Source organism: Actinoplanes sp. NPDC000266 (genome assembly GCF_042899005.1).
Lineage (GTDB): Bacteria > Actinomycetota > Actinomycetes > Mycobacteriales > Micromonosporaceae > Actinoplanes.
The window spans coordinates 33,281-58,889 of record NZ_JBIAZI010000024.1 but is presented as its reverse complement, the minus strand read 5'-3'; the positions used below and the strand labels follow the sequence as shown (position 1 = coordinate 58,889).

24 protein-coding genes are annotated in these 25,609 nt (G+C 71.4%); 11 read left to right on the top strand and 13 right to left on the bottom strand.

The genetic code is table 11. The features are described from left to right. Positions 1–319 precede the first annotated feature (319 nt). Genes ACFY36_RS50955 through ACFY36_RS50945 form a run of 3 tightly spaced genes read left to right on the top strand, consistent with a single transcriptional unit; the run spans position 320 to position 3,562 of the window. Complete coding sequence (locus ACFY36_RS50955; RefSeq protein WP_499753169.1) at positions 320–1,636, top strand: VanW family protein; 1,317 nt, start codon at positions 320–322, stop codon at positions 1,634–1,636. Between the two features lie 38 nt (positions 1,637–1,674). Next, entirely contained in the window at positions 1,675–2,955 is a 1,281-nt protein-coding gene (locus ACFY36_RS50950; protein ID WP_499753182.1) for a PQQ-dependent sugar dehydrogenase, read from the top strand. A gap of 34 nt (positions 2,956–2,989) precedes the next feature. Beyond that, positions 2,990–3,562: a flavodoxin family protein gene (locus tag ACFY36_RS50945; protein WP_499753168.1), complete on the top strand. Its 573-nt coding sequence runs from the start codon at positions 2,990–2,992 to the stop codon at positions 3,560–3,562. On the opposite strand, the gene ACFY36_RS50940 is transcribed toward ACFY36_RS50945, so the two are convergent. From ACFY36_RS50940 to ACFY36_RS50925, 4 genes are all read right to left on the bottom strand, one after another. Beyond that, positions 3,559–4,170, bottom strand: a complete 612-nt coding sequence (locus ACFY36_RS50940; RefSeq protein ID WP_499753167.1) for a DUF2461 domain-containing protein — start codon at positions 4,168–4,170, stop codon at positions 3,559–3,561. The genes ACFY36_RS50945 and ACFY36_RS50940 overlap by 4 nt on opposite strands. 12 nt (positions 4,171–4,182) lie before the next feature. Continuing rightward, the gene (locus tag ACFY36_RS50935) at positions 4,183–4,596 is read right to left on the bottom strand and encodes a hypothetical protein (protein WP_499753166.1); all 414 of its coding nucleotides are present in this window, start codon (positions 4,594–4,596) and stop codon (positions 4,183–4,185) included. Positions 4,597–4,627: 31 nt separating this feature from the next. Further along, on the bottom strand, positions 4,628–5,533 hold the full coding sequence (locus ACFY36_RS50930) for a M48 family metalloprotease (RefSeq protein ID WP_499753165.1): 906 nt from the start codon (positions 5,531–5,533) through the stop codon (positions 4,628–4,630). Positions 5,534–5,667: 134 nt separating this feature from the next. Continuing rightward, positions 5,668–6,552 (bottom strand): hypothetical protein, encoded by an 885-nt coding sequence (locus tag ACFY36_RS50925; protein WP_499753164.1) that lies wholly within the window; start codon positions 6,550–6,552, stop codon positions 5,668–5,670. A gap of 114 nt (positions 6,553–6,666) precedes the next feature. Here ACFY36_RS50925 and ACFY36_RS50920 point away from each other — a divergent pair, with 114 nt between their 5' ends. The 3 genes from ACFY36_RS50920 (at position 6,667) to mctP (ending at position 10,103) form a co-directional block, all read left to right on the top strand. Continuing rightward, the gene (locus ACFY36_RS50920) at positions 6,667–8,130 is read left to right on the top strand and encodes an arabinofuranosidase catalytic domain-containing protein (RefSeq protein ID WP_499753163.1); all 1,464 of its coding nucleotides are present in this window, start codon (positions 6,667–6,669) and stop codon (positions 8,128–8,130) included. Positions 8,131–8,247: 117 nt separating this feature from the next. Next, the gene (locus tag ACFY36_RS50915) at positions 8,248–8,481 is read left to right on the top strand and encodes a DUF3311 domain-containing protein (RefSeq protein ID WP_499753162.1); all 234 of its coding nucleotides are present in this window, start codon (positions 8,248–8,250) and stop codon (positions 8,479–8,481) included. Further along, a complete protein-coding gene (gene mctP, locus ACFY36_RS50910; RefSeq protein WP_499753161.1) occupies positions 8,478–10,103 on the top strand; it encodes a monocarboxylate uptake permease MctP in 1,626 nt (541 codons plus the stop codon). The genes ACFY36_RS50915 and mctP overlap by 4 nt, the downstream gene beginning before the upstream one ends. A gap of 2 nt (positions 10,104–10,105) precedes the next feature. Here the strand turns inward: mctP and ACFY36_RS50905 are convergent, their stop codons facing one another. After that, positions 10,106–12,001 carry a GAF domain-containing protein gene (locus ACFY36_RS50905; RefSeq protein ID WP_499753181.1) on the bottom strand — a complete coding sequence of 632 codons (1,896 nt, stop codon included), beginning with the start codon at positions 11,999–12,001 and terminating at the stop codon, positions 10,106–10,108. Between the two features lie 116 nt (positions 12,002–12,117). On the opposite strand from ACFY36_RS50905, the gene ACFY36_RS50900 reads away from it, so the two are divergent. Beyond that, positions 12,118–15,159, top strand: coding sequence for an ATP-binding protein (locus ACFY36_RS50900; protein ID WP_499753160.1), 3,042 nt, complete (start codon positions 12,118–12,120; stop codon positions 15,157–15,159). A 4-nt stretch (positions 15,160–15,163) separates the two neighbouring features. Here the strand turns inward: ACFY36_RS50900 and ACFY36_RS50895 are convergent, their stop codons facing one another. Continuing rightward, positions 15,164–15,862, bottom strand: a complete 699-nt coding sequence (locus ACFY36_RS50895; RefSeq protein ID WP_499753159.1) for an anti-sigma factor family protein — start codon at positions 15,860–15,862, stop codon at positions 15,164–15,166. 50 nt (positions 15,863–15,912) lie between these two features. Then, positions 15,913–16,860 (bottom strand): DUF1996 domain-containing protein, encoded by a 948-nt coding sequence (locus ACFY36_RS50890; RefSeq protein ID WP_499753158.1) that lies wholly within the window; start codon positions 16,858–16,860, stop codon positions 15,913–15,915. A 135-nt stretch (positions 16,861–16,995) separates the two neighbouring features. Here ACFY36_RS50890 and ACFY36_RS50885 point away from each other — a divergent pair, with 135 nt between their 5' ends. Both ACFY36_RS50885 and ACFY36_RS50880 read left to right on the top strand, forming a co-directional pair. Then, complete coding sequence (locus ACFY36_RS50885) at positions 16,996–17,463, top strand: MarR family winged helix-turn-helix transcriptional regulator (RefSeq protein ID WP_499753157.1); 468 nt, start codon at positions 16,996–16,998, stop codon at positions 17,461–17,463. After that, positions 17,460–19,064 carry an MFS transporter gene (locus tag ACFY36_RS50880; protein WP_499753156.1) on the top strand — a complete coding sequence of 535 codons (1,605 nt, stop codon included), beginning with the start codon at positions 17,460–17,462 and terminating at the stop codon, positions 19,062–19,064. The genes ACFY36_RS50885 and ACFY36_RS50880 overlap by 4 nt, the downstream gene beginning before the upstream one ends. Before the next feature lies 1 nt (position 19,065). Here ACFY36_RS50880 and ACFY36_RS50875 read toward each other — a convergent pair whose 3' ends face one another. The 6 genes from ACFY36_RS50875 to ACFY36_RS50850 form a co-directional block, all read right to left on the bottom strand. Continuing rightward, positions 19,066–19,857 (bottom strand): SDR family NAD(P)-dependent oxidoreductase, encoded by a 792-nt coding sequence (locus ACFY36_RS50875; protein WP_499753155.1) that lies wholly within the window; start codon positions 19,855–19,857, stop codon positions 19,066–19,068. 72 nt (positions 19,858–19,929) lie between these two features. Beyond that, positions 19,930–20,361 (bottom strand): hypothetical protein, encoded by a 432-nt coding sequence (locus ACFY36_RS50870; protein ID WP_499753154.1) that lies wholly within the window; start codon positions 20,359–20,361, stop codon positions 19,930–19,932. Further along, the gene (locus ACFY36_RS50865; protein ID WP_499753153.1) at positions 20,358–21,596 is read right to left on the bottom strand and encodes an MFS transporter; all 1,239 of its coding nucleotides are present in this window, start codon (positions 21,594–21,596) and stop codon (positions 20,358–20,360) included. The genes ACFY36_RS50870 and ACFY36_RS50865 overlap by 4 nt, the downstream gene beginning before the upstream one ends. A 3-nt stretch (positions 21,597–21,599) precedes the next feature. Then, complete coding sequence (locus tag ACFY36_RS50860) at positions 21,600–23,012, bottom strand: NAD(P)-binding domain-containing protein (RefSeq protein WP_499753152.1); 1,413 nt, start codon at positions 23,010–23,012, stop codon at positions 21,600–21,602. A gap of 40 nt (positions 23,013–23,052) precedes the next feature. Further along, positions 23,053–24,177, bottom strand: a complete 1,125-nt coding sequence (locus ACFY36_RS50855) for a M28 family metallopeptidase (protein WP_499753151.1) — start codon at positions 24,175–24,177, stop codon at positions 23,053–23,055. After that, positions 24,174–24,470 carry a hypothetical protein gene (locus ACFY36_RS50850; RefSeq protein ID WP_499753150.1) on the bottom strand — a complete coding sequence of 99 codons (297 nt, stop codon included), beginning with the start codon at positions 24,468–24,470 and terminating at the stop codon, positions 24,174–24,176. The genes ACFY36_RS50855 and ACFY36_RS50850 overlap by 4 nt, the downstream gene beginning before the upstream one ends. A 91-nt stretch (positions 24,471–24,561) precedes the next feature. Here ACFY36_RS50850 and ACFY36_RS50845 point away from each other — a divergent pair, with 91 nt between their 5' ends. After that, positions 24,562–24,921: an ArsR/SmtB family transcription factor gene (locus tag ACFY36_RS50845; RefSeq protein WP_499753149.1), complete on the top strand. Its 360-nt coding sequence runs from the start codon at positions 24,562–24,564 to the stop codon at positions 24,919–24,921. Between the two features lie 22 nt (positions 24,922–24,943). Next, positions 24,944–25,609, top strand: coding sequence for an arsenate reductase/protein-tyrosine-phosphatase family protein (locus ACFY36_RS50840; RefSeq protein ID WP_499753148.1), 666 nt, complete (start codon positions 24,944–24,946; stop codon positions 25,607–25,609).

Genomic DNA, 25,609 nt, shown 5'->3' with positions numbered 1-25,609 from the left:
CAGCGTAGCCCACCACGGTCACCGTCGGTAGCGTCCCTCTCGGGCGCCGCCCGGCTCCTGGCCGACGTCGGCGACATCCACCGCTTCGCCGGCCGCGAGCCCTTCGCCTCCGGGACGGCGTCGCCCCTCCAGCGAGCGCACCCCCGCCGCCGCCTGTCACTCGAAGCTCATCGTGGCCGTCGTCCGGTCGCGCCACGACAGCTACAGAGGGGCGGGAGGTGCTGGGCGGGCCGCTGGGGCGACTGAGACAAGGAGGGGCGCGTCACAAGCAGTCGATCTACCGATGCGGTTACTTGATCCTTCAAGTCATGATCCACTCATGAGTATGCCCACGGTGCCCGAGGATCAGCGCTGGACCGGGTCGGCGGTGGTGCCGCCGTCACGGCCGCCCCGGCGGCATTGGCGATGGGTGCTGGGCGTGGTGGCGGCGCTGGTCGTCATCGCTGTGGGGCTGGGTGTCGCCTTTGTCCGCATGTCGCCGGCGGTGGCTGACGAGACGTACGTGGCCGGAATTGCTGTTGGGGGTCTTGATGACGCTCAGCTGGAGAGCAAGCTCGAGGGGGCCGTGCGGCAGAAGGTCGAGCAGCCGGTCACGGTCGAGGCCGGGGACGAACGGTTCGCCATCAACCCGGCCGAGGCCGGCATCCGGCTCGACGTCGCCGCCACCCGCGACGACGTGGAGATGACCCGGCTGCGGCTGCCCGGCAGCAAGACGCGGCACGATGTGACGCCCGTCATCACGGTTGACGAGAGCGCCGCCAAGAAGGCGCTCGACGCCAAGGTGGCGCCGTTCAACCAGCAGCCGCGCAACGCCTCGGTCAAGCTGGCCTCGCCGCCGACGGTGATCGACGGCAAGGGCGACCTGTCGTACCAGGCCTCGGACAAGGGCGTGACCCTCGACAAGGGCGAGCCCGGGCGCGGAGTGGACACCAGCGACGCCGTGAAGCGGCTCGTCGATACCGTCCGTGACGGCGGTACGACGCTGAAGCTGACCGTGACGACGCTGAAGCCGGGGAACGCCAACCCCAAGCTGGCCGGGGTCGACCAGCTCATCGGCACCTTCACCACATACCACCCGTGCTGCGCCCCTCGCGTCACCAACATCCACCGGATCGCCGAGATCATCGACAACACCGTGGTGCCGGCCGGTGGGACCTTCTCGCTCAACGACGCGGCCGGCGAGCGTACGAAGGCCAACGGCTTCGTGGCCGCCCCCGCCATCGTCGACGGGGAGCTCGAGGACCAGCTCGGCGGTGGTGTCTCGCAGTTCTCGACCACCCTGTTCAACGCGGCCTGGTTCGCCGGTCTCGACATCGAGAAGCACCAGCCGCACTCGCTCTACATCAGCCGCTATCCCCCGGGCCGCGAGGCGACCCTGGACTGGCGCTCGATCGACAACAAGTTCAAGAACGACACGGACGCGCCGTTGGTCATCCGGGCCCGGACCACCGACACGTCGGTGACCGTCGGCATCTACGGGCACACCGGCGACCGTGAGGTCTCCTCGGTGACCGGGCCGCGCCGTCCGACCGGTGACGCCGGCGGTTTCCGGGTGTCGGTGACGCGCACGATCAACCAGGACGGCGCGGTCAAGGACAAGAACACGATCAGCTGGACGTACAAGGGCCTGGACTGACCCCACCCCGAGTGGGTAGAAATGGCCCGGTGAAGACGATGGCGCGCGCAGTGGTGGCCGGCGGTTTGGCGCTCTCCCTGGTGGGGTGCACGGCCGACGAGCCACCGGCGCCGCCCGGGCCGACCGTCGAGACGACGACCGCGCAGCGGGAAACCGGGATCACCCTGACCGCGACCACCGTGCGCGGCGGCGACGGCCGGGCTCCCTTCGACCAGGAACGGCAGCTCAAGGCGCCGTCGGGCTGGACGGTCAGCGTCTACGCCCGCATCCCGAGCCCGCGCCTGCTCGCCTTCGCCCCGGACGGCCGGCTGCTCGTCTCCCGCCCCAAGTACGGCGATGTCCTGGCCGTCACCCAGGGCAAGCAGAGCACCCTGCTCAAGGGCCTCAGCCTGCCGCACGGCCTGGCCTTCAAGGGCGACACGCTCTACATCGCCGAGAGCGACAAACTCGATTCCTACGAGTACGCCTCCGGGCGCGCCACGGGAAAGCGGACCGTGGCCGGCGGCCTCCCCGACGCCAAGAGCCCCGAGCTGCGCGGCGCCTACTCGCACGCGCTGAAGAGCGTCGCCGTCGGCCAGGACGGCGCCCTCTACGTCTCGATCGGCTCCACCGGCAACGTCTCGGCCGAGGACCGTGAGGCCACCCCGGAGCGCGCGTCCATCCAGCGGATCCCGCCCGGCGGCGGAAAGCCGGCCACGTTCGCGCACGGCGTCCGCAACGGCACCGGCCTGGCCGTCGCCCCCGACGGGTCGGTCTGGACGGCCGTGAACAACCGGGACAACATCCGATACCCGTACGACGGCGACGACAAAGGCAAGGTCATCACCTCGTACGTCAACGACCACCCCCTGGAACCGCTGGCCAAGCTGACGCAGGGGCGCGAGCTCGGGTGGCCGTACTGCAACCCCGATCCCGATCTGAAGACGCTGAACTACACGAACCGGCCGTTCGTGCGCGACATCCAGATGAACCCCGACGGCACGAAGCTCGACTGCGCCAAGCTCCAGCCGGCCGAGCAGGGCATGGGCGCACACTCCGCTCCTCTGGGCCTGTCGTTCGGCGAGGCCGGCTCGCTGGGCGCGGGCGCGCTCGTCGGCGTACACGGCTCGTGGAACCGCCAGCCGCCTCGCGAGCCCGAAGTGTCGTTCTTCGCCTGGCGCGCCAACACCCTGGGCCCGCAGCAGACGATCCTGACCGGCTTCCAGGCCGCTGACGGGTCACGCTGGGGACGTCCGGTCGCGGCCGTCGTGGGTCCGGACAAGGCGCTGTACGTCAGCGACGACAAGGCGGACGCCATCTACCGCGTGACCATGTCGTAGTTTGCCGCCCTCCCGATCGGGCACCCGTGGCCGCATGCGTGCACTGGTGCTGGGTTGTTCCCTGAAGTCGTCCGACGAAGAGTCGAGCACTGAGCTGCTCGGCCGTGAGGTGCTGGCCGCCCTGGCCGACCACGACGTGGAGGGCGAGGTCCTGCGCGTCGTCGACCTGGGCGTCAAGTTCGGCGTCAGCGTGGATGAGGGCGAGGGTGACGGCTGGCCCGGCGTACGGGAAAAGCTCGTGAACGCTCAGATCTTGATCCTGGCCACCCCGATCTGGATGGGCCAGCCGTCGAGCGTGGCCAAGATGGTGCTGGAGCGGCTGGACGCGGAGATCTCCGGGACTTCCATGTACGGCAAGGTCGCGGCCGTGGCGGTCGTCGGCAACGAGGACGGCGCCCACCACGTGACGGCCGAGGTGCTCCAGGCCCTCAACGACGTCGGTTTCACGATCCCGGCCGGCGCGTCCACCTACTGGGTGGGCGAGGCCATGGGAAAGGTCGACTACAAGGACGCCGGCCCGAAGCCGGACACGACCGGCGCCTCCACCAAGTCCCTCGCGGCGAACGTGGCCCACGTGGCCCGGCTGCTGATGGATTCGCCGTATTAGCGGACGTTTCCGTTGAGCCACTCCCGTAACGGCTCGCTGGCGCGGAAGAAGTCGGCGACGCGCTTCTTGGCGGCGGCGGTGCCGAGCCAGGGCGCGGGCTCCCAGTCCTTCCAGGTGGAGAGTCCCTTGTGGCGCAGCAGCTCGATGCGCGGGTGGTCCTTCGGGTAGCCGCGCGGCGCCGTCTTGAGGCTGTCGTGCCCGACGACGCCGACCTTGCCGTTCGCGATGATCTTCGCGAGCTCGGGCCCGGTCAGGTCGTTGGCCACGGCCCGCCGGTAGCGGTCGAGCTGCTCGGGCTCCATGTGGTAGATCCCCGAACCGGCGGCCAGCCCGTCCGCCGACAGCTGGACATACCCGCCGAACTCGAGCCAGGCCCCAAGATGCGTCTTGTACGGGGTTTTGTCCTTACTGAACCGCACATCCCGATAGGGCCGGAAAATCTTGCCCGGGCCGAACTCCGGCTCCAGCTCGTCCAGCAGATCCCGCATGGGACCGCGCACCTGCTGCTCGTAGAACTCCAGGTGCGTGGTCCAGTAGGTCTTGGAGTTGTCGGCGCTCAGCCCGTCGTAGAACTCGAGCGCCTCACTCGGCCAGCCGTGGAAACTCACGGCCCCATTTTTTCACTGAACGAATTTCAAGTGGAAGCTGGGCGCGGTGGTCGTGCCGGCGGCCTCGAAGGAGACCGGCCGCGGGTCGGCGGTCGCACCACCGTTGACGAGGGCCGCGTCGCCCCACGGGCTCACGTTGAAGCCCTTGTGGCTCACGTTGTAGAGACCGAAGAGCCAGATCTTGTACGAGCCCGAGTCGAGCAGGATGCTGTCGGTCCAGCACTGGCCCTGCGGCACCTGGGTGAGCTTGATCGAGCTACCGGTGCTGGTGACCACCTTGGCGTACGCGGTGTAGTTGCCGTGCGCGCACACCTGAATCTTCGCCCGGAGCGTGGCGGTCGCGGCATCCGCCGGTGGCGCGGCGGCGAGCGCCCCGCCGAACAGGGCCGTGGCTACGCCGAGTGAGGCAGTGAGGGAGGTTCGCATACCTTCCCCCACGCAGCGCGAGGGGCGGGGTTCACCGGGCGGCGCTGACGAACAGCTCCACGAGGTCGAGAGTTGCCTCACCCGTCCAGACGATCGAGGCCACGGCGAGGGCGATCGGCACCGCGTAGAGGACGCGCGGCGCCTTTCCCGTGCTCGGCTGCAGAAGCCGCGCGACCCGGCGCGGAATCACCCCACCGGCCGCGGCCGCGTGCAGATGCGCAGGTGTGCGCGGAGACGTCCCGGCCAGGGCGGCGGCCCCGATCGCCCGGGCCACGACATTGCGGCTTCCCAGCTCGGCCGCGGCCCGCTCGTCGGCCGCCCGCTCGATCAGATAGTCGACGTGCCGCCCGACCCACCACAGGGCCGGATGCGCCGCCACCGCCAGATCGGCCGCCCGCGCGAGCCGGTGGTGCCGCTCGGCCAGGTGCGCGTTCTCGTGCGCGAGCAGCGCCTCGAACTGCCGCTCGGTAAGCGCCTCCCGCATACCGGTCGTGACGACCACTCGTCCCGGCCCCGGCCGCCCCGGCACCGCGAACGCCCGCGCCTCGTCGTCGTCGACCATGATCAGCCCACCGGCGCCGCCCCCGGCCGGGATCATGGCCAGCACCCGCCGGTGGCGCCTCAGCCGCCAGACCAGCGCGACGACGGCGTACGCCAGAAGCCCGATGCTCAGCCACGGCACGAAGGGCACCCGCTCGGTGTCCTCGTAGACGACCCGCGTCGACCACCCGAGGGCCGAACCGACCACCGGGATCTCGGCCACCGCGTGCAGCGCGAACAGCACCAGGTTGAACGTGCTGGCCGCCGCCACAGCGAGGGCCGACCAGGCCACGGCACGCGCGGCCGCGAAGGGCGCCAGCCGGTCGGCCAGCCACCGCACCGCCAGCACCACCAGCGGCGGCACGACGATCACGGACCAGATGAAGTGGTCCAACATGACTCCGACTCTACGAGACGCGTCCAGGATCGCGCCCGCGCCCGCCCGGGTAGGCGTGCCAGGAAAGGGCGTTGCCACCCGCCCTCGGCCTGGGCTCCAGCGTCCTGGGCGGAAAGCGGGACGGCCGGGACGCCCTAGCGATCCTCACCTACCGCCTGGACCGCCTGTTCCACCCGTGAGCGGATCCCGGTCATGAACGCGAGGTAATGGTCGCCGCCGTGCACGACCGCCGCCGACTCCACGGCCAGCACGGCCGCGACCAGCGGGTCGGCCGACGAGACGGCGTTGAGCGCGGCCAGCGCGGTCACCTCCTGGACCGGTTCCTCCAGGATGGCGTCGTCGTCGGGGTCACCATCCGGCGCGAAGGCGGGCAGGTGCGGGACGTGGGTCCGGGTGGTCATCTCGTCGGCCACCGAGAACCAGCCGCAGTCCTCGTCGAACGGCGCCGGAAGCGGCCCACCGGCCCGCAGAGCCCTCACGGCCGGCGCGACCGCGGGATGACCGGTCACCCCGGCCCGGGTCACGGCCTGGAGCGCCGCCCCGCGGGCGATGTCGCGCAGGGTGTCGTCGTCGAGCTCGGACAGCGCGACGACCAGGTCGCGGTCGAGAAGGACCAGGCTGGTGGTGTAGCTGTCGGCGGCCCGCAGCCGGGTGTCGGCACCCTCGTCGAGCTGGTCGGTGTCACGGCCGTCGTCCATGCCGCGTGCGCAGTAGCGGACGCGATAGGAGCCGGGCGGCACCGGCAGTTCGACGCCGTCACTCTCCCAGCCGGCCAGCCGGACCCCGTCGGGCGGGGCGGTGAAGGAGACCTCGACGGCTTCCTCCCACTCCTCCCCCAGCGTCGGCTCCGTGGTGTGGACCTCCACGTTCAGGCCCACCTCGCCGAAGCGCAGGCCGGTGACGAGGAACAGCGCTCCGGGTGCGGCCGCGCCGCAGAGGCCGTTGGTCTGGCCGGTGAACCCTCGCCGCTGAGGACGTACATCTGGGCGTAGTCGACTCGCTCCCGATGATCTTGCCATGGAGGCATGGTATTGACATGTATGAATTCAAGGCGTAAACCGTTGTTAACGTTCACAGCCGCGTGACTCCCCGGGTGGCGAGAGCCGCTCCGCGCGTACGCGAAAGGGGTTTCCATGAAACTGTGGCGAACGGTCGCGGTGCTCCTGCTCACCGCCGGTGGGCTGGTGGCCGGGGGTGGCCCGGCCAGCGCGGCCGGCACCGGGCCGTGTGACATCTACGCCGGCGGGGGCACTCCCTGCGTGGCCGCGCACAGCACCACGCGGGCGCTTTTCGGGTCGTACGGCGGATCGCTCTATCAGGTCCGCCGGTGGTCGGACGGCGCCACCTCGAACATCGGGGTGCTCAGCGCCGGCGGCTACGCCAACGCCGCCGCCCAGGACTCGTTCTGCTCCGGGACCTACTGCACGATCGTGCGGATCTACGACCAGACCTCCCGGCACAACGACCTCACCATCGCCCCCGGCGGCGGCGCCAACCCCACCCCGGACCAGGGCGCCAACGCCGCCGCCCTGCCCGTGACCGCCGGCGGGCACAAGGTCTACGGCGTCTACATCTCGGCCGGCAACGGCTACCGCAACAACGCCACCAACGGCATCGCCACCGGCAGCGCGCCCGAGGGTATGTACATGGTGACCGAGGGCACCCATGTCAACGACCGCTGCTGCTTCGACTACGGCAACGCCGAGACCAACAACATGGACACCGGCAACGGCGACATGGACGCCATCTACTTCGGCAATCTCTGCTGGTTCTCGCCCTGCTCGGCCGGGCCGCGGGTCGCCGCCGATCTGGAGAACGGCCTCTTCGCCGGCGGTAACGGGTCGTGGACGGCCAATACCGGGCGGGCCAGCGCCTTCGTCACGGCCGTTCTCAAGAACAACGGCACTTCGACGTACGCCATCAAGGACGGCAACGCCCAGTCGGGCGGCCTGAAGACGCAGTACAACGGCGCGCTGCCGACGCAGTCCGGATACAACCCGATGACCAAGCAGGGCGCGATCATCCTGGGCATCGGCGGCGACAACAGCAACGGCTCGGTCGGCTCGTTCTTCGAAGGTGTCATGACCAGTGGCTATCCCTCGGACGCGACCGAGAACTCCGTACAGGCCAATATCGTCTCCGCCGGTTACAGCAAGAGCGTCACGTTCCCGGTCAACGGGGCCACCTATCGCCTGACCAACCTCGCCGCCGGCAAGGTTCTCGACGCGGTCAACTGCGGCACCGCCAACGGCACCGGCGTGCAGGTGTGGCAGTCGCTGGGCAATACCTGCCAGCAGTGGCGCTTCACCAGTGTGGGCGCTAACAAATGGACGATCACGAATGTGAACAGCGGCAAGGTGCTCGACGCCGTGAACTGCGGCCAGGCCCTGGGTACCGCGGTCAACCTGTGGCAGCCGCTGGGCAACACGTGTCAGCAGTGGGCGGTCATCCCGGCCGGCAACGGGCGGTACGAGCTGGTCGTGGAGAACAGCGGCATGGTTCTCGACGATCAGAACTGCGGCACCGCCAACGGCACGAAGGCCCAGCTCTGGATGTGGCTCAACAACACCTGTCAGCTCTGGGCCATCGCGCCCTGAAATGCCGATCGGTGTGGCGGCGGCGCGGGCCGCGGCCACACCGGTCCGCGCGACGATCCCGGTCGGCGCCCGTGGCAAGATCGCCTCTGAACCAGCATCGACGAGGGGGTTCGGGCGATGGCGGAGCCGGAGACCAGACCGGGGAGCGGGCCGCGCGATGATCGCAGCCCCTGGAACTGGTTGCTTCTCATCCCGATCGTCGTGCCGCTCCTGACCTTTCTCTACAACCGGGACGAACCGCGCCTGTTCGGCTTCCCCGCGTTCTACTGGATCCAGCTCCTCTTCATCCTCCTGGGCGTCGTGGCGACCACTGTCGTCTACCGGGTGACGAAGCGGAGACGGCGCCCATGAGCGACCACATCACCGAGATCGTCATCTTCACCACCCTGTTCCTGCTGGTCAGCGGCATCGGTTTCGTGGCCGCCCGCTGGCGCGCCCCCAAGGACATGGCGCACCTCGACGAGTGGGGCCTGGGCGGGCGCAACTTCGGCGGCTGGATCACCTGGTTCCTCGTCGGCGGTGACCTCTACACGGCGTACACCTTCGTCGCCGTACCCGCGCTGATCTTCGGCGCCGGCGCGGCCGGGTTCTTCGCCATCCCGGACACGATCATCACTTATCCGCTGTTCTTCCTGATCCTCATCCGGCTCTGGTCGGTCTCGCACCGGCACGGCTTCGTGACCCCCGCCGACTTCGTGCGCAGCCGGTTCGACTCCCCCACGCTGGCCCTGCTCGTTGCGATCACCGGCATCGTCGCCACCATGCCGTACATCGCCCTCCAGCTCGTCGGGCTCGAAGCGGTCCTCAAGACCATGGGCGTCACCGGCGACAGCCTCCTCGCCCGGCACGCGCCGATCATCATCGCCTTCGCCATCCTGGCCGCGTACACCTATCAGTCCGGTCTGCGGGCGCCGGCGCTGATCGCCTTTGTCAAGGACGCGCTGATCTACATCGTGATCTTGGCGGCGGTCATCTACCTGCCGTTCAAGCTGGGCGGCTGGGGTGACATCTTCGACGCCGCCGAGGCCAAGTTCACGGCCAGCCCGAACCCCAACGACGGGATCCTCCTCAACGTCAACAATCAGTTGCAGTACGTGACCCTCGCGGTCGGCTCCGGGCTGGCGCTGTTCCTCTACCCGCACAGCATCACCGGCGTGCTGGCCAGCAAGAACCGCAACGTCATCAAGCGGAACATGTCGGCCCTGCCGGCCTACACCTTCCTGCTCGGCCTGCTCGCCCTGCTCGGATACGCGGCCATCGCCTCCAACGTGAAGCCGCTCCCGGGCGCCACCGCCGGCACCGTCGACAGCAACACCGTCGTGCCGCTGCTGTTCGACATGCAGTTCCCGGCCTGGTTCGCCGGCATCGCCTTCGCCGCCATCGGCATCGGCGCGCTCGTCCCGGCCGCCATCATGTCGATCGCCGCGGCCAACCTGTTCACCCGCAACATCTACAAGGAATACCTGCGCAAGGACGCGTCACACGCCGACCAGGCCCGTGCCGCGAAAATCGCCTCGCTGGCCGTGAAGATCGGCGCCGTCGCCTGCATCGCCTTCCTCGATCCGCAGTTCTCCATCGACCTCCAGCTCATCGGCGGCGTGATCATCCTGCAGACCGCCCCCGCGGTGGCCCTGGGCCTGTTCACCCGGTGGCTGCACCGGGGCGCCCTGATCGCCGGCTGGGTGGCCGGCATGAGCCTGTCGATGTGGATGCTGTGGCAGATCCCGAACCCGGCCACCAACCACGCCCACTTCGGCGGATCGGCGTTCCCGCTCGCTCAGTTCGGCCTCGACACCAAGGTGACCATCTACGTCGGCTTCGTCACCGTGATCGTCAACCTGCTCGTCGCGGTCATCGTCACGCTGATCCTCCGGGCCACCAGGACCCCGGCCGGCGTCGACGGCACCACCAAGGACGACTACTTCGCCGACGAGGGCGACCCCACGGCCGTCGAGTCGCTCACGTCCCCATGAAGTCAGGCCGGCGGGTCGAACCGGAACGGCAGATCGGCCACGATCCGCGTGCCCAGACCGGGCGGACTGTGCACGGACAGGGCACCGCCCAGCGCCTCGACGCGGTCCCGAAGGCCGAGCAGCCCCGATCCGCGGACGTCGGCCCCGCCGGCGCCGTCGTCGCGCACTGACAAGTGCAGCGTCTGATCGCGGCGCTCGACCCACACCTCGATCCGCGTGGCCGCCGAGTGTTTGACCGCGTTGGCCAGGGCCTCCGAGACGACGAAATAGGCGGCCGCCTCGATCGGCTCGGCCGGCCGCTCGTCGAGGGCGAGCTTCACGTCGACCGGGATCGCCGAGCGCCCGGCCAGGCCGCGCAGAGCCGCGCTCAGACCGCCACGGGCGAGGACGGCCGGGTGGATGCCGCGCGCCAGCTCCCGCAGTTCGCCGACCGCGGCGGCGAGGCCGGCGGCCACGTTCGCGAGGTCGTCGCGCAGACCGCTCAGCGACGCGGGCAGGGAGGACTGGGCCGACCGCACGGCCAGGGCGAGCGAGACCAGACGTTGCTGGGTGCCGTCGTGCAGGTTCCGCTCGATGGTGCGCCGGGCCTCGTCGGCCGCGGCCACGATCCGCCGCCGCGAGGCCGCCAGCTGCTCGTGGGCCTGGGTGTTGGCCACCGCGGTCGCGACCAGGTCGGTGAAGGTGGCCAGCCGCTCCTCGGTGTCGGCCCGGAAGGGCTCGTCGCCGCGGGTGGCGATGAGCAGCATGCCCCAGGTGTGCCCCTCGACGAGGATCGGCGCCGCGATCGCGGACCTCCAGCCCTCCCGCTTGGCGATCTCGGCCGGATTCCCGGTGGTGGTGTCGTCGTAGCTGGCCACGCGGGCCGGCCGGCCGGTGCGGACCACGGCGCTCACGGCGTTGTGGCCGCCGAGCGTGACCCGGGTGCCGACCGGGAGGCTGTCGGCGTAGGTGCTCCAGCTACCGAGCACCACAGCGGTGCCGTCGCCGTGGCAGCCGGCCACTATCGAGATGTCGGTGCCCAGCAACGTGCCCGCCTCGGCGGCCACGGCGGCGAAGACCTCGCCGGGCGCGGCGCTGTGCGCCACCAGCATCGCGACCCGGCGCAGCGCCGCCCGCTCCTCGGCCATCCGGGCCAGCGCGTGCCGCGCCTCGGCGCCGGCGATCGCTGTCGACATCACATCGGCGAACTGCCCCAGCGACTTCTCGGCGTACGGCGGCAGTGTCCGGCCCGGGGCGGCCGCGGCGGTGAGGATCCCCCACAGCGCACCCTCGGCGAAGACAGGGATGGCCAGCGTCGTGGCGTCGGCCGACGTCTCCGCCCGGCCGCTCCGGGCTACCACGGGAAGGAGCTCCGCACCCAGTGGAGAGCTCGACGAGCCCGAGTGGCCCACGACGGTCGCGCTCTGGTCGCCGGTGAGGCGGGACAGCCGGGTCTCGGCCGCGTCGAGCAGGCGCCCGGCCTCCTCGGCGATGAGGCCGAACAACGCCGAGCGCGGTGGCACCTCGGCCACCAGCGTGGCGATCCGCTGGATGGCGGCCTGCTCCCGCTCGGCTCGGCGCCGATCCGTGACGTCCCGGCCGATGCCGTACGTCTCGTTCCGGCCCGGAAACGGCGTGATGATCCACTCGACGAGGCGGAACGACCCGTCCTTGTGCCGCATCCGGCATTCGCAGGTGAATGAGGCGTCGCGCGGCCGGGCCCGTACGACCTGCTCACGATCGTCCGGGTGGACGAGTTCCAGGTAGGGGCGGGCCAGGGCTTCGGCCGGCGAATAGCCGAGGATGGTCCGCACGGCGGGGCTGACCCGCTTGAAGTAACCGTTGTGACCGGCCAGGACCACCATGTCGGGTGAGAGCTCGGCGAAGCGTTCGTACTCGCGGACCACCCGCCGCGCCATCCAAGTCACGACTCTCTCTACGCAGCCAGGCCCGCCAGGTTCAGACGGCGCCGCCGGAAGGCTGACTACCGGCTGGCAGGAATGCGCCGCTCGTCCGCGACTGACACTCTTGTCGGGTGAATTTGCGCTGCCTGCTCGTCGACGACAACCGGCAATTCCTCATGGCCGCCCGTGACCTGCTGCAACGCGAAGGCTTGACGGTCGTGGGCACGGCCGAGACGATCGCCGGCGCTCTCGAGCGGACGGCGGAGCTGGGCCCCGATGTGGCGCTGGTCGACATCAACCTGGGCAGCGAGAGCGGCTTCGACCTGGCCGCCCGGCTGGCGCCGACCCCAGTGATCATGATCTCCACCCATTCCGGCGAGGACTACGCCGACCTCATCGCGGCCAGCCCGGCGATCGGATTCCTGTCGAAGATCGAGCTGTCCGCGCGGGCGGTCGCGGAACTCGTCGAGGCCGTCGACAAGACCGATCTGGTGGGTCGCCACCGCGAGCAGGACGAGCTCGACGCGCTGCTGGGCGCGGTCCGCTCCGGGCAGAGCCGCGCGCTGGTGCTGCGGGGGCCGGCCGGCGGCGGCAAGACCGCGCTGCTGGAGGTGCTGACCGGCCGGGCCGGCCCGGTCCGCGTGCTGCGCGCGGTCGGCGTCGAGTCCGAGTCGGAGATCGCCTATTCGGCGCTGCTCCAGCTCTGCATGCCGCTGCTCGACCATCTCGACCGGCTCGCGGTCCCCCAGCGCAAGGCCCTGAGCACGGCCTTCGGGCTGGCCGAGGGCCCCGCGCCGGAGCGGCTGCTGGTCGGCGTGGCGGTGCTCGGGCTGCTGGCCGAGGCGGCGGCCGACCAGCCGCTGCTGTGCGTGGTCGACGACGCCCAGTGGATCGACCGGGCGTCCGCGGTGACGCTCGGCTTCGTGGCCCGCCGGCTGTCGGGCGAGTCGGTCGGGCTGGTGCTCGCGGCCCGCGACGCCGCCGGCTTCGAGGGCATCCCCGAGCTGCCGGTCGAGGGCCTGGCCGAGCCGGACGCCCGGGCCCTGCTCGACTCGGTGCTGATCGGGCCGGTCGATCCCCGCGTCCGCGACCGGATCGTGGCCGAGACCCGCGGCAATCCCCTCGCGATCCTCGAGCTGCCGCGCGGGCTCACCCCGGCCGAGTTGGCCTTCGGCTTCGACGGCTACAGCCGGGCGCCGCTGGAGAACCGGGTCGAGGAGGGCTTCCGCCGGCGGATCGCGGCCCTGCCGGCCGAGACCCGCACGGTCCTGCTGGCCGCCGCGGTCGAGCCGGTCGGCGACGCCCAGCTGCTGTGGCGGGCCCTCGACCGGCTCGGTGTCGGCGCCCGGGCGGCCGCGCCGGCCCAGCGCGAGCGGCTCCTCGAGGTCGGCACCCGGGTCCGGTTCCGCCACCCGCTCGTCCGGGCCGCCGCCTGGCATTCCGGCGAGCCGGCCGAGCTGCGCCAGGTCCACGCCGCCCTGGCCGAGGTGACCGACCCGGCCCTCGACCCCGACCGCCGGGCCTGGCACCGCGCCCAGGCCGTGCTCGGGAAGGACGACGAGGTCGCGGCCGAGCTCGAGGGCTCGGCCGACCGGGCCCGGGCCCGCGGCGGCTGGTCGGCCGCCTCGGCCTTCCTCGAACGGGCCGCGTCGCTGGCCACCGACCCGGCCCGGCGCGGGAGCCTGCTCGTGTCGGCGGCCGAGGCGGCGGCGTACGCCGGCTCCTACGACCGGGTGACCGGGCTCCTGTCGGCGGCCGAGATGGCGCCGCTCGACGGCCTGCGGCAGACGCTGGTCTCGCGGCTGCGGGCCGAGGTCGACTTCGCGCTGCGCTCCAAGCGGGAGGCCTTCGCGCCCCTGCTGGCCGCGGCGCAGCGGCTTGCCGCCGCCGACCCGCAGGCCTGCAGGGACACGTTCCTGCTGGCCGTGACGGCCGCCATGCACACCGGCCGGTTCGGCGGCGACGACCTGCGCCGGGCCGCCCTCTCGGCCCGCGAGCTGGCCCCGGCCGGCGAGACGTTTCCCGATCTACTGTTGGCCGGGCTCGTCTCGTGGGTGCTGGACGGGCGTACGCAGTCGCTACCGCTGCTGCACCGTGCCCTCGCCGTCGCCGACTCCCGTTTCATCTGGCTCACCTCGCAGGTCGGTTACGAGGTCTACCGGCTCGACCTGGTCAAGGAGATGAGCGAGGCCGCGATCCGGGCCGCCGTCGAGAGCGGAGCGCTCTCCCTGCTGCCCAACGCGCTCGGGATCCGGGCCAACATCATGATCTACGGCGGCCGGCTGGCCGAGGCGGCCGGCATGATGGACGAGATCGACGAGGTCCTCCGGGCCACCGGGGCGTCGGTCTACCAGTTCGCCCCGCTCGTCCTCGCGGCGTACAAGGGACCGGTCGAAGCGGCCACCGCGCTGTTCGACGAACGCAAGCGCGAGGCGGCCGTCAGCGGCGACGGCCGGCTGCACGCGGTGGCCTGCCACGCGCTCGCCATCCTGCACAACGGAAGCGGCGATCACCGGGCGGCGCTGGCCGCGGCCGAGGAAGCCGTCGCCCACGGCGACTTCGCGCTCGGCAACTGGCCGCTGCACGAGCTCATCGAGGCGGCCGCCCTGGCCGGCCTGCCCGAGGTGGCCGTCGCCGCCCGCGACCGGCTGGCCGCGATCACGGCCGAGACGCCGACCCCGGTGGCGCTGGGCGTTCAGGCCCTCATGGACGCTCTGACGTCGCCCGCGCCGGAGGCCGAGAAGCACTACCGCACCGCGATCGAGCGTCTCACCGCCCAGGAGATGACCGCCGCGGTCGCCCGCTCGCACCTGCTCCTCGGCTCCTACCTGCGCCGCGAGCAGCGCTTCGACGAGGCCCGGGCCGAGCTGCGCGCCGCCCATCACGCCTTCACCGCGATGGGCGCCCCCGGCTACGCCGAGCGGGCCGCCCGCGAACTCGCCCTGATGGGCCAGGCCGTGATCAAGGAGCGGCCTCTCGGCGTACGAGAGCAGTTGACCCCTCAGGAGGCGGCCGTCGCGCAGCTGGCCGCCACCGGCCGGACCAACTCGGAGATCGCCGCCGAGCTGTTCCTGAGCCCCCGCACCGTCGAGTGGCACCTGCGCAAGGTCTTCACCAAGGTCGGCATCACGTCCCGCCGCGACCTGGCCCGGGCATTGCCCCCGGGCCGGTGAGCCGTCAGACGTCGACGCTGGTGAACTGCTTCCCGGCCGTGTTGACGACCCGCACCGACGCGACGTCGGCCGGATCGATCAGCGCACTGCCGTTGAGCGTCGTGCCGCCGGACTCGCCGGCCGGCGACACGATCCAGCTACCGGCCTGGACGGCGTACCCGTCCTTGGCCACCACCTCGAGAACGCACCGCTCACCGGCCGGAATGCCGGACACCGCGGCCGTGACCCGCACCCATCCGGGCGCGGGGGCCACCGCCGCGGTGATCCGGGCTCCGGTGGTGGGGTCCACCGCCGTCCCGGTACGCGTCCCGGGAACGTCGGTGGGAAGAGTGGACGCGATCGGCGGCTGCGCGGTGGGGGTCTCGGGAGCCGTGGCGCGACCGGCGAGCACCCCGGCCCCGATGACCGCGACAGCGACGACCGCGGCGGCCGACGCGAGCAGCGCCGTGTAACGGTGGCGCTGCCCGGACGACTCCTGGCGGACTTGCCGCAGCGTGCGCTGCAACAGGAGGTCACCGCCGTCGGGCGGCCCCTCCATCAGCATGGCCTCGGGCACCGACTCCAGCGCCGTCCGCCAGCCCCGCAACGATTCGACCTCGTCACGACACTGGCCACAGCCGGACAGATGCTCCTCGACCTCCCGGCGCTGCTCCGGGTTGAGCGTCTCGACAAGGTAGCCGGCGAGATCGACGTGCTCGCTCATGTTTCACCTCCCTACAGACGCTAGAGACACGACGTGCGTGCGGCGGAGGTTCATCCTGATCTCGAACCGGTGGTGTCGTCGCACGCCTGTCCCGCGTTCAGGCAGGTCACGACCCTTTTCATCAGGGCGTCGGGCATGAGGTTGACCATGAAACCGTGGTCGGTGAGCGGGCTGTAGCGCTGGCCGTCGAAGGCGTCGACGCGGTAGCGGCGGCCGGCCGGCACCGCGTACGTCATGGAGATCTCGAGGTGGGGAACCGCGAACGTGCCGGCCGGGCATCCGCCGCCGGCGGCCGGGAAGACCATCTGCTGCCGGTGGTTGGGGCTGTCCAGCTGACGGCCGTCCCAGCAGCTCGGGAAATCGAAGATCCTGACCACCTCGGCGCCGTCGTCGCAGATCGGGTACTTCATGGTCGTCCGGCCCGGCGTGTTCGAGCAAGACCAAGAGGACCGGGCAGGACCATTTTTATTGGTGTACGCGTACGCGTCGCCCACAGCCGCAACGAGCAGGCGCGGCATCGCCACGACCGGCCCGCGCGGGTTACCCAGATATCGCATGGTCAGCGAGGTCGGCACCAGCGCCGGGCCGTGGTGGTCCCGGGAGCCGCCGAGCCGCAGCACGGGCCAGAAGTACGTGGACGCGTCGCCGTTCGTACAGCTGGTGGGCTGGCCCGGAAGATCCTCGACGCTGGAGGCGGGCGCGACGGCGAGGTTGCCGACGAAGTCGTGCTCGTGATGGGCCGGGCCGGCGACGCCGGGCGAGACGACCGGATTGCCGGTGTTGCGGTGACCGTTCTCGTTGCGGCCGCAATCCCAGGCGTACGACCCGGTGGAGGCGCCGCTGACCGGCTTCGCCGCCGCCGGCACGCGCGCGGCGTCCGACATGGACGTGTAAAAGGCGCGGTCCTCATCCCGTACGCCCAGAAAAGCCACCGAAACGCTCAGAACGACCACTGCCAGTACGGCCTCGACCGCGAGCCAAGGCCGTCCCATCGACATGTCTCTACGGTACGCAGCGCGCCGTCATGGTCACTGTCCGATGCAGAATTTTCTCGTTGGGAAAACTTGCGCGTTGGGCACGTATTGAGGAAACTTGTCTGTGGCATTCATCGAATCCCCAGAAAGGCTCGTGCCATGGACGGCGCCACGCAGGCGGTAGCCGAACGCCTGCAGGACCTGCTCAAGGTCACCCGGCTGCTCAAGCACCAGCGGTCGGCGGAACGGCCGGCGATCCCGGCCGGACTGGTCGGGCTGCTCGCGCAGATCGACCGCACACCCACCGGCTGTCACGCCCGCGAGCTGGCCATCCACGCCGCGCTCGACCCGTCGACGATCAGCCGGGCCGTGGCCACCCTCGTCACCGACGGCCTGGTGGCCCGCGAACCCGACCCCCACGACGGGCGGGCCAGCGTCCTGGTCGTGACCGAGAAGGGCCACACCGCGATGGAGGAGGCCATGCGGTGGTACGGCAGCCGGATCGAACAGGCACTGGCCGACTGGACCCCGGACGAGATCGCGACGTTCAGCCACGGACTCGAACGCTTCACCAAGGCGCTCGGCGGCGCCACCACCTCGCACGTCACCACGGAGGCCGCGGCATGACCACAGCACCACCCGCACCGTCGAACCACCGGCAGACCCTCGAGGCCCTCAGCGGCCTGCTGCTGGTGCTGTTCGTCGCGATGCTCAGCAGCACGGTCGTCTCGACCGCGCTGCCGAAGATCATCGGCTCGCTCAACGGGTCGCAGACCCAGTACACCTGGGTGGTCACGGCCACCCTGCTCACGGCCACCGCCACCACGCCCATCTGGGGCAAGCTGGCCGACCTGTTCAGCAAGAAGCTGCTGATCCAGCTCTCCATCGTCATCTTCGTGGCCGGCTCGGTGGTGGCCGGCTTCAGCCAGTCGGCCGGCGCGCTGATCGGCGCCCGCGCCTTCCAGGGCATCGGCGTCGGCGGCCTCCAGGCCCTGGTCCAGGTGGCCATCGCCGCGATGATCCCGCCCCGCGAGCGCGGCCGCTACAACGGCTATCTGGGCGGCGTCATGGCCCTGGCCACGGTCGGCGGCCCGCTGCTGGGCGGCCTGATCGTCGACACTTCCTGGCTGGGCTGGCGCTGGTGCTTCTTCATCGGCGTCCCGGTCGCGGTCATCGCGCTGGCGCTGCTCCAGTTCACCCTGAACCTGCCGGTCATCCGCCGCGAGAACGTGAAGATCGACTACCTGGGCGCGACCCTGATCGCGGCCGGCGTGAGCCTGCTGCTCATCTGGATCTCGTTCGTGGACAGCTCGTTCGCCTGGCTCTCGTGGCAGACGTACACCATGGTCGGTGGAACGATCGTGCTGCTCGGCCTGGCCGTGCTCGTGGAGTCGCGGGCCAAGGAGCCGATCGTGCCGCTGCCGATCATCCGCGAGCGCAACACGGCCCTGGCCATCCTGGCCAGCCTCGCGGTCGGCATGGCGATGTTCGGCGGCGCGGTCTTCCTGGGCCAGTACTTCCAGATCGGCCGCGGCTACAGCCCGACCGAGGCCGGCCTGCTGACCATCCCGCTGATGGCCGGCGTGCTCGTCACCTCGATCATCTCGGGCCGCCTCATCACCGCCAGCGGCAAGATCAAGCCGTACATCGTGGCCGGCGCGATCGCGCTGGTCGGCGGCTTCGTGGTGCTCTCCCCCATCGATCACGAGACCCCGCTGTGGTACATGGGTGTCGGCATGTTCCTCGTCGGCGCGGGCGTCGGCATGAGCATGCAGAACCTGGTGCTGGCGGTGCAGAACAGCGTCTCGCTCAAGGACATCGGCGCGGCCAGCTCGACGGTGGCGTTCTTCCGTTCCCTGGGCGGCACGATCGGCGTCTCGGTGCTGGGCGCGGTCCTGGCCCGCCGGGTGACCGACCAGATCACCGAGGGGCTGACGGCGGCCGGCATCCCGGCCGGCGGAAGCGGTGACGGCAGCAGCAGCCTCAACCTGGCCGCTCTGCCCGATCCCATCGTGACCATCGTGCGCGCGGCCTACGGCGACGCCACCGGCCACATCTTCCTGATCTCGGCCGTCATCGGGGTTGTCGGTGTCATCGCCGCCCTCGCCCTGCGCCCGGTCATGCTCCGCACGAGCATCGACCTGCCGGACGAACTGAAGTCGGCCGCGGTGGCCGCGGACGCCATCGACGGCGCGGGCATCGACATCGCCCGCACCCCCGGTCGTTAGTTCACAGAACGGTGGTGAGCACGCCACCGTCGACACGCATGGACGACCCGTTGATCGCGGACGCGACAGGACTGGCCAGGAAGGTCACCGCGTCCGCGATCTCGGCCGGCTCGATGAAACGCCCCAGCAGCGACGTCGGATTGGCCCCGATGATCGCTGCTTTCATCTGCTCCTCGGGAATCGCCTGCCCGCCGGCCAGCGCCTGCACCGTCCCGGCGACGCCGTCGGAGTAGGTGGGGCCGCCCAGCACCGAGTTGACGGTCACGGCGGTGCCCTTGGTGAGCTTGGCCAGTCCGTTGCCCACAGCGAGCATCGCGGTCTTGGACGCGCCGTAGTGGATCATGTCGGCCGGGACGTTGACTCCCGACTCGCTGCTGACGAACACGATCCGGCCCCACCCCCGCTCGAGCATGCCCGGCAGGAGCCGCCGGGCGAGCCGGACCCCGCTGAGCACGTTGACCTCGTGGTAGAGCCGCCAGTCGTCGTCGGAGACGAGCTCGAACGGCTTGAGCTCGAAGAGCCCGACGTTGTTGATCAGAATGTCGACGCTCGGGAGCCGCTCGCACAGCCGGTCGACGTCCTCGCGCACCGCGAAGTCGGCGGCGACGCCGCTGACGGACACCCCGGGCACCTCGAGGCGCAGCGCGTCGACGGCCTTGTCCAACTTCGCCGGGTCGCGTCCGTTGAGAACAACGTCGACGCCTTCACCGGCCAGCGCCTTCGCGGTCGCGTATCCGATGCCCTGGCTGGATCCGCTGATGAAAGCGGTCCGGCCCGCGAGTCGCAGGTCCATTCGTCCTCCTCGTGACTGACCGCGGGCCGTCCGGCCGCGGCAGATTCGATGCTGCCGCCGCCGGATGAGCGTTCAATGAGCGGAGAACCATCCCGGCCCCGGCTCCGTGTCACGGCCGTGACGGCGGTACGCCGGTTCCGTGAACGGCAGGACGAACTGCTGACCCGGCAGGCGCACGGTCACCGGCTGGGCGACGGCGTGCCACTCGCAGGCCCACACCCGGCCGAGAACACGCACCGGTGGGCGGCTGCCGTCCGTCAGCACGACATCGGGCGCCTCCTCGCCGGGAAGCTCTCCGTAGACCATCCACCAGGCGGCGCCGTCCCAGTCGCCCCCGCGTGCATGCGGTTGGGCGGTACCGGTCCACACGGCCCAGTCGTCCTCGTCTCCGCGCTCTGTTTCGCTGAGCTCGCGCCAGAAACCGTCACTCCGCCACTGCAGCAGACGCCCGATCCCCGGCAGCGGCAGCGTACTGATCTGCGGATCGCCCACTGACCCAGTCACGATGCCTCCTCCGGCCGTTTTCGATACGCCCTATTTTGGGCTATTCGCGGCGATCGTGCGGGTCCGTGAACCGCGGCCAGGGCGGCACCGGCGACGAGGCAGACGACCGCGGTCGCGAAGAACACCGGGCCGTATCCGTGGGCCGCGGTGTGGAGGACGGCGGCCGCCAGCGGGGCGGTGGCTTTGGCGATGGTCATGGGGACGACCAGGATGCCGGCGATGGTGGCGTAGCGGCGGGTGTCGTAGCGCTCGGCCAGCAGCATCGGCTTGGCGATGCTGCCGACGCCGAAGCCGAGCCCGAAGCCGATGACGGCGACGACCGCCGGAATCGCATCGTGGCCGACCAGGGGTAGTGCCGCCACGGCGAGGCCCTGGACCGCGAAGATGGCGGTGACGACGCTCGTCGTGCCGAAGCGGCGTTGCAGCCCCGTAGTGACCAGGCGGCCGGTCACCGACAGGACGCCGAACAGGCCGGCGGTGGTGGCGGCGAACGCGGCCGAGTGCCCCCAGCTGATGAGGGCGGCGATCAGATGGACACCGACGACGGCGACGGCGGCGGTATGGGCGGTGAAGCCGGCGCACAGCAGCCAGAAACCACGATCGGCCTTCAGACGTACGGGCTCTGGCCGTTCCCCGGACGACGCGGTCGCGGCTCGCAGGACGAACGCGTGCAGCGGAACGGTGAGCGATGCCTGGATCGCGGCGAGCAAAAGAAGGGCGGTACGCCAGCCGTACGTCTCGACGAGCAGCCCGGTCAGCGGCAGGAAGATCGTGCTGGCGAAGCCGGCCACCACGGTCAGGGCGAGCAGCGCCGACGAGCGGCGCCGCGGGCTGTGCCAGGCGATGATGACCGCGAACGCCGCCTCGTACAGGCACGCCGAGGCGGCGGCGCCGATGCCGATCTGCACGGCGTAGAGCTGCCACAGGCTGCTCACCTGCGACCAGGCGACCAGCAGCAGCGCCCCGGCGGCAGATCCGGCGGTCATCAGGGCCCGGCCGCCGTGCCGGTCGAGCCACCGGCCGACCGGCACGGCCAGCGCGGCCGAGGAGAGCACCGAGGCGGTGAAGCTGCCGGTGACCGCGGTGGTGGAGGCGTGCAGGTCGGCCGAGAGCGGGACGAGGAAGACGGCGAAGGCGTAGTAGAGCGTCCCGTAGCCGACGGTCTGGGTGACCGCGAGCGCGGCGACGATCGCCGTGGCTCGCGGGTCGGCGGCCACCGTCCGGGATGAGGCCACTGCTCAGCCGCAGCAGCCGCCGGGCTGCTCGCCGGACTCCGACGGCACCGTGATCAGGGTCAGCGGGGTGCGCGGCAGGCCGCCCTCGATACCGGTCGCGAGTCCCCGTCCGGCGGGTTCGGCGACGGCCGGCGTGCCGCAGCAGCCTCCGCCGGCGGCGATGGTGTCGTCGCCGATGACGGGGTTGCTGTTGCAGACGCCAGTTTCGGGCAGGTCGAGCTGGACGTCGCGGGCGGCTTCCCAGTCGCCGTCGAGGGCGGCGACGACCGAGCGGGCCTGCTCGTAGCCGGTGGCGAGCAGGAAGGTCGGGGCGCGGCCGTACGACTTGACGCCGATGGCGTAGTAGCCGGGCTCGGGGTGGGCGAGCTCGCCGGCACCGTGCGGCGGGACGGTGCCGCAGGAGTGCTCGTTGGGGTCGATGAGCGGGGCCAGGGCACGGCTGGAACCCATGATCGGGTCGAGGTCGAGGCGCAGCTCGGAGACGAAACTGTGGTCGGGCCGGAACCCGGTCGCCGCGACGACGCGGTCGGCGGTGACGGTGCGGGTGCCGTCGGAGACCGCGATGCCGCCGTCGGCCTCGGGGGTGAGGGCGTCCACGGCGAAGCCGGTGAGCAGCTCGATGCGGCCGGATTCGACGTGCTCACGCAGGCGGCTGCCCAGGGCGCCGCGGGCGGGCAGCGCGTCGGCGGTCTCCCCGCCGTAGCTGCGGGCGGGAGAGGCGGCCCGGATGACCCAGGTGATCGTGGTGCCGGGGGCCTGTTCGGCGAGTTCGGCCAGGGCCAGCAGGGTGTTGGCGGCGGAGTGCCCGGCGCCGGCGACGAGGGTGCGCCGGCCGGCGAACCGGTCGCGGTCCAGGCCCAGGACGTCGGGCAGGGCGTGCTCGAGGTGCTTCGCGGCCTGGGTCTCGCCGTGGGCCGGGATGCCGGAGGCGCCGAGCACGTTGGGGGTGTTCCAGGTGCCGGAGGCGTCGATGACCGCGCGGGCGAGGAGGTCTTCGCCGTCGGCGAGGCGGATCAGGTAAGGGGTGTCCGCGCGGCCGGCGGTACGCAGCCGGTCGAGGCCCTGCCGGGTGACGGCGATGACGCGGGCGTCGTAGCGGACGTGTGCCTTGATGGCGGGCAGGTCGGCGAGCGGCTGGAGGTAGTCGGTGACGAGCTGGCCGCCGGTGGGCAGCTTGTCGTCGTCGGGTCGGACCCAGCCGGCGTCGGTGAGCATGCGGGCGGCCGCGGCGTCGATGTTGAACCGCCATGGCGAGAACAGCCGGACGTGGCCCCACTGGCGAATCGCGGCGGCGGGTCCGTCACCGGCCTCCAGGACCGTGAACGGGATGCCGCGGCCGGCGAGGTGGGCGGCGGCGGCCAGGCCCACGGGCCCGGCGCCGATGACGACGACGGGCAACTGGTCGAGCTGGGTCATGAGTGGACTCCTGTCTGAGATGAAAACGACGTCGCGCCGGTCATTCGCAGCTCCCGATCGCCGCGAGCCAGGCGGTGGCCACGACGAGCTTCGCGACGGCTTGCAGGGTGGCCGCCTCCACACGGTCCGGGGTGTCGGAGGGACTGTGGTAGCCGCCCATACCGGCGCCGACTCCGACCGCGGCGAGCCCGGCGGCCGCGTAACGGCGGTTGTCCGAGGCCACCGGGCCGGCGGCCAGGGGCAGGCCGGTGTGCCGCCCGGCCTGGTCGAGGGCGGCGAGCAGCCGGTGCGCCGGACCGCCCGCTTCCACGGCCGCCGCTTCCCGCCGCACGCCGGCCCCGTCGACGTTGATGACCAGCGGCGCCGCACGGTCGGCGCGTAGCCGCCCGGCGTGGCGGGCGGAGCCGAGCGCGCCGGCCTCCTCGGCGTCGAGCAGGGCCACGGCGAGGCCGGGAAGAACCGGCGCGAGGATCCGGGCCGCCTCCATGACGACGGCCACGCCACTGGCGTTGTCGGCCGCCGAGGGCTGCCGCAGACCGGGCAGGTCGCCGACGCCGTCGTAGTGGGCGGTCAGCAGGATCTCCGGCGTGGCGCCGCCCCAGCGGGCGTGCACGTTGCCGGCCGACGCGTCCAGCCGCCTGATCGGCGCGGTCGCGGCCAAGGAGCCGCCGCCGCGCGGCATCGCGTCGTGGATGTCCGGAGCGAGAACGAGGACGGGCCGAGGACCGGGCGCCGAGCCGGCCAGCATCGTGTAGTGCCAGCCGTCGCCGTCGACGGCCCGGCTGATCAGAAGCCCGAGAGCACCACCGGCCCTTCCGTACGCCTCGAACAGGCTCATCGGCTCGGGGACGAGGAGCCATCGGCCGCCCTGGTCGCCGGCTCCCACGAGGGCTGTCTCGCCGCGCTGAACGAGTGGCTGCTCGGCCGATGCCATGTGCAACGCGAGGTCGCGGCCGAACTCGAGCCGCCGAGGCGTTGCGCCGTCGTGCCAGTCGGCCACCGGAGCGGCGTACACCTCAGGCACCGACGGCACCGTGAACCCGTCGAACCGTACGGCCGCACCCAGATCCGCGAGAGTCTGGCCGAGCCAGGACCTGGCGGCCGCGCCGCCGACCTCCGCCAGGAGCGGGTCGAGGCCGTCACGCGCGACGGTCGGCGTGCTCATCCGCAACATCCCTGACCGGCGGCCGCGGCATCGGCCTTGGCGGAACTGCCGCAGCACGAACCCTCCGCGGCCGCTTCGGCCGCCGTTCCGCAACAAGGCGCCGGCTCGGGAAGCGTCAGGGGCGCCGGCTCGGGAAGCGTCAGGGGCGCCGGCTCGGGAAGCGTCAGGGGCGCCGGCTCGGGAAGCGTCAGGGTGGCGCGCGCCGGGTTGCCGCAACAGCCGCTCGTGCCGGCGACAGCAAGCGCGTCAGCCGGATCGCCGGCGAAGCCGCCGCGGGTGTTCTGGTCGCTCATGGCTCCTCCTCGAGGCCCCGATCGGACTTTGATTCGACGTTTGTCTAAACCGAGACTTGCACACGGTTTCGACATCTGTCAATCTCGAAGAATGTCGAAATCGAGTCAGCCTCTCGCCGTCGCCGATCTGTCCGCGGCGGCGTGCTGCGCCCCGATCGCGCAGGCGCGGATTCCGTCCGAGGCGGCCACAGCGCTGGCGCAGGCGTTCAAGGCGCTCGGCGACCCGATCCGGCTGCAGCTGATGTCGATGATTTCGTCCGCGCCCGGCGGGGAGATCTGCGTCTGTGATCTCACTCCGGCGTTCGACATCTCCGGGCCGACGATCTCCCACCACCTGAAGGTGCTCAAGGAGTCCGGCCTGGTCACCGCACAGCGCCGCGCCAGCTGGGTGTATTACCGGGCCCAGCCCGAGCTCATGCGCCGGCTGTCGGGCCTGCTTGACGCCGGATAAAGGCTCAGTAACTATTGACTCAATGACTGACGAGGTTTCTTCCCTCCAGGCGCGAGCGCGTATCCACGCCGCGCTGGGCGATCCCGCACGGCTGGCGATCGTCGACGCGCTGACCCTCGGCGACGCCTCCCCCGGCGAGATCGGCCACGACCTCGGCCTGCCGACCAACCTGGTCGCCCACCACCTGAAGGTGCTGCAGGCGGCGGGGCTGATCGTGCGTACCCGCTCCGAGGGCGACCGCCGCCGCACCTACCTGCGCCTGCGACCCGAGGCTCTCGCTTCCCTGGCACCGCCGGCGTTGCCGGACGCGGAACGCGTGGTGTTCGTCTGCACCCACAACTCGGCCCGCTCGCAACTGGCCGCGGCCCTGTGGCGCGACCGCGTCGGCGGCCCGGTCGCCTCGGCCGGCACCGAGCCCGCCGCCCGGGTCCACCCGCGGGCGGTCAGGGTCGCCCACCGGCACGGCCTGACCATCGACGCGACCGGCACCGCGGACGTCGCCGACGTCGTCCACGACGGCGACCTCGTCATCGCGGTCTGCGACAACGCGCACGAGGCCGGGCCCGTCCGTCCCCGCCTGCACTGGTCGATCCCCGACCCCGTCCGCGTCGACACCGACGCGGCGTTCGAGGCCGCCTACGCCGATCTGGCCCAGCGCATCGACCGCGTGGCGCCGGCCGTTTCATGA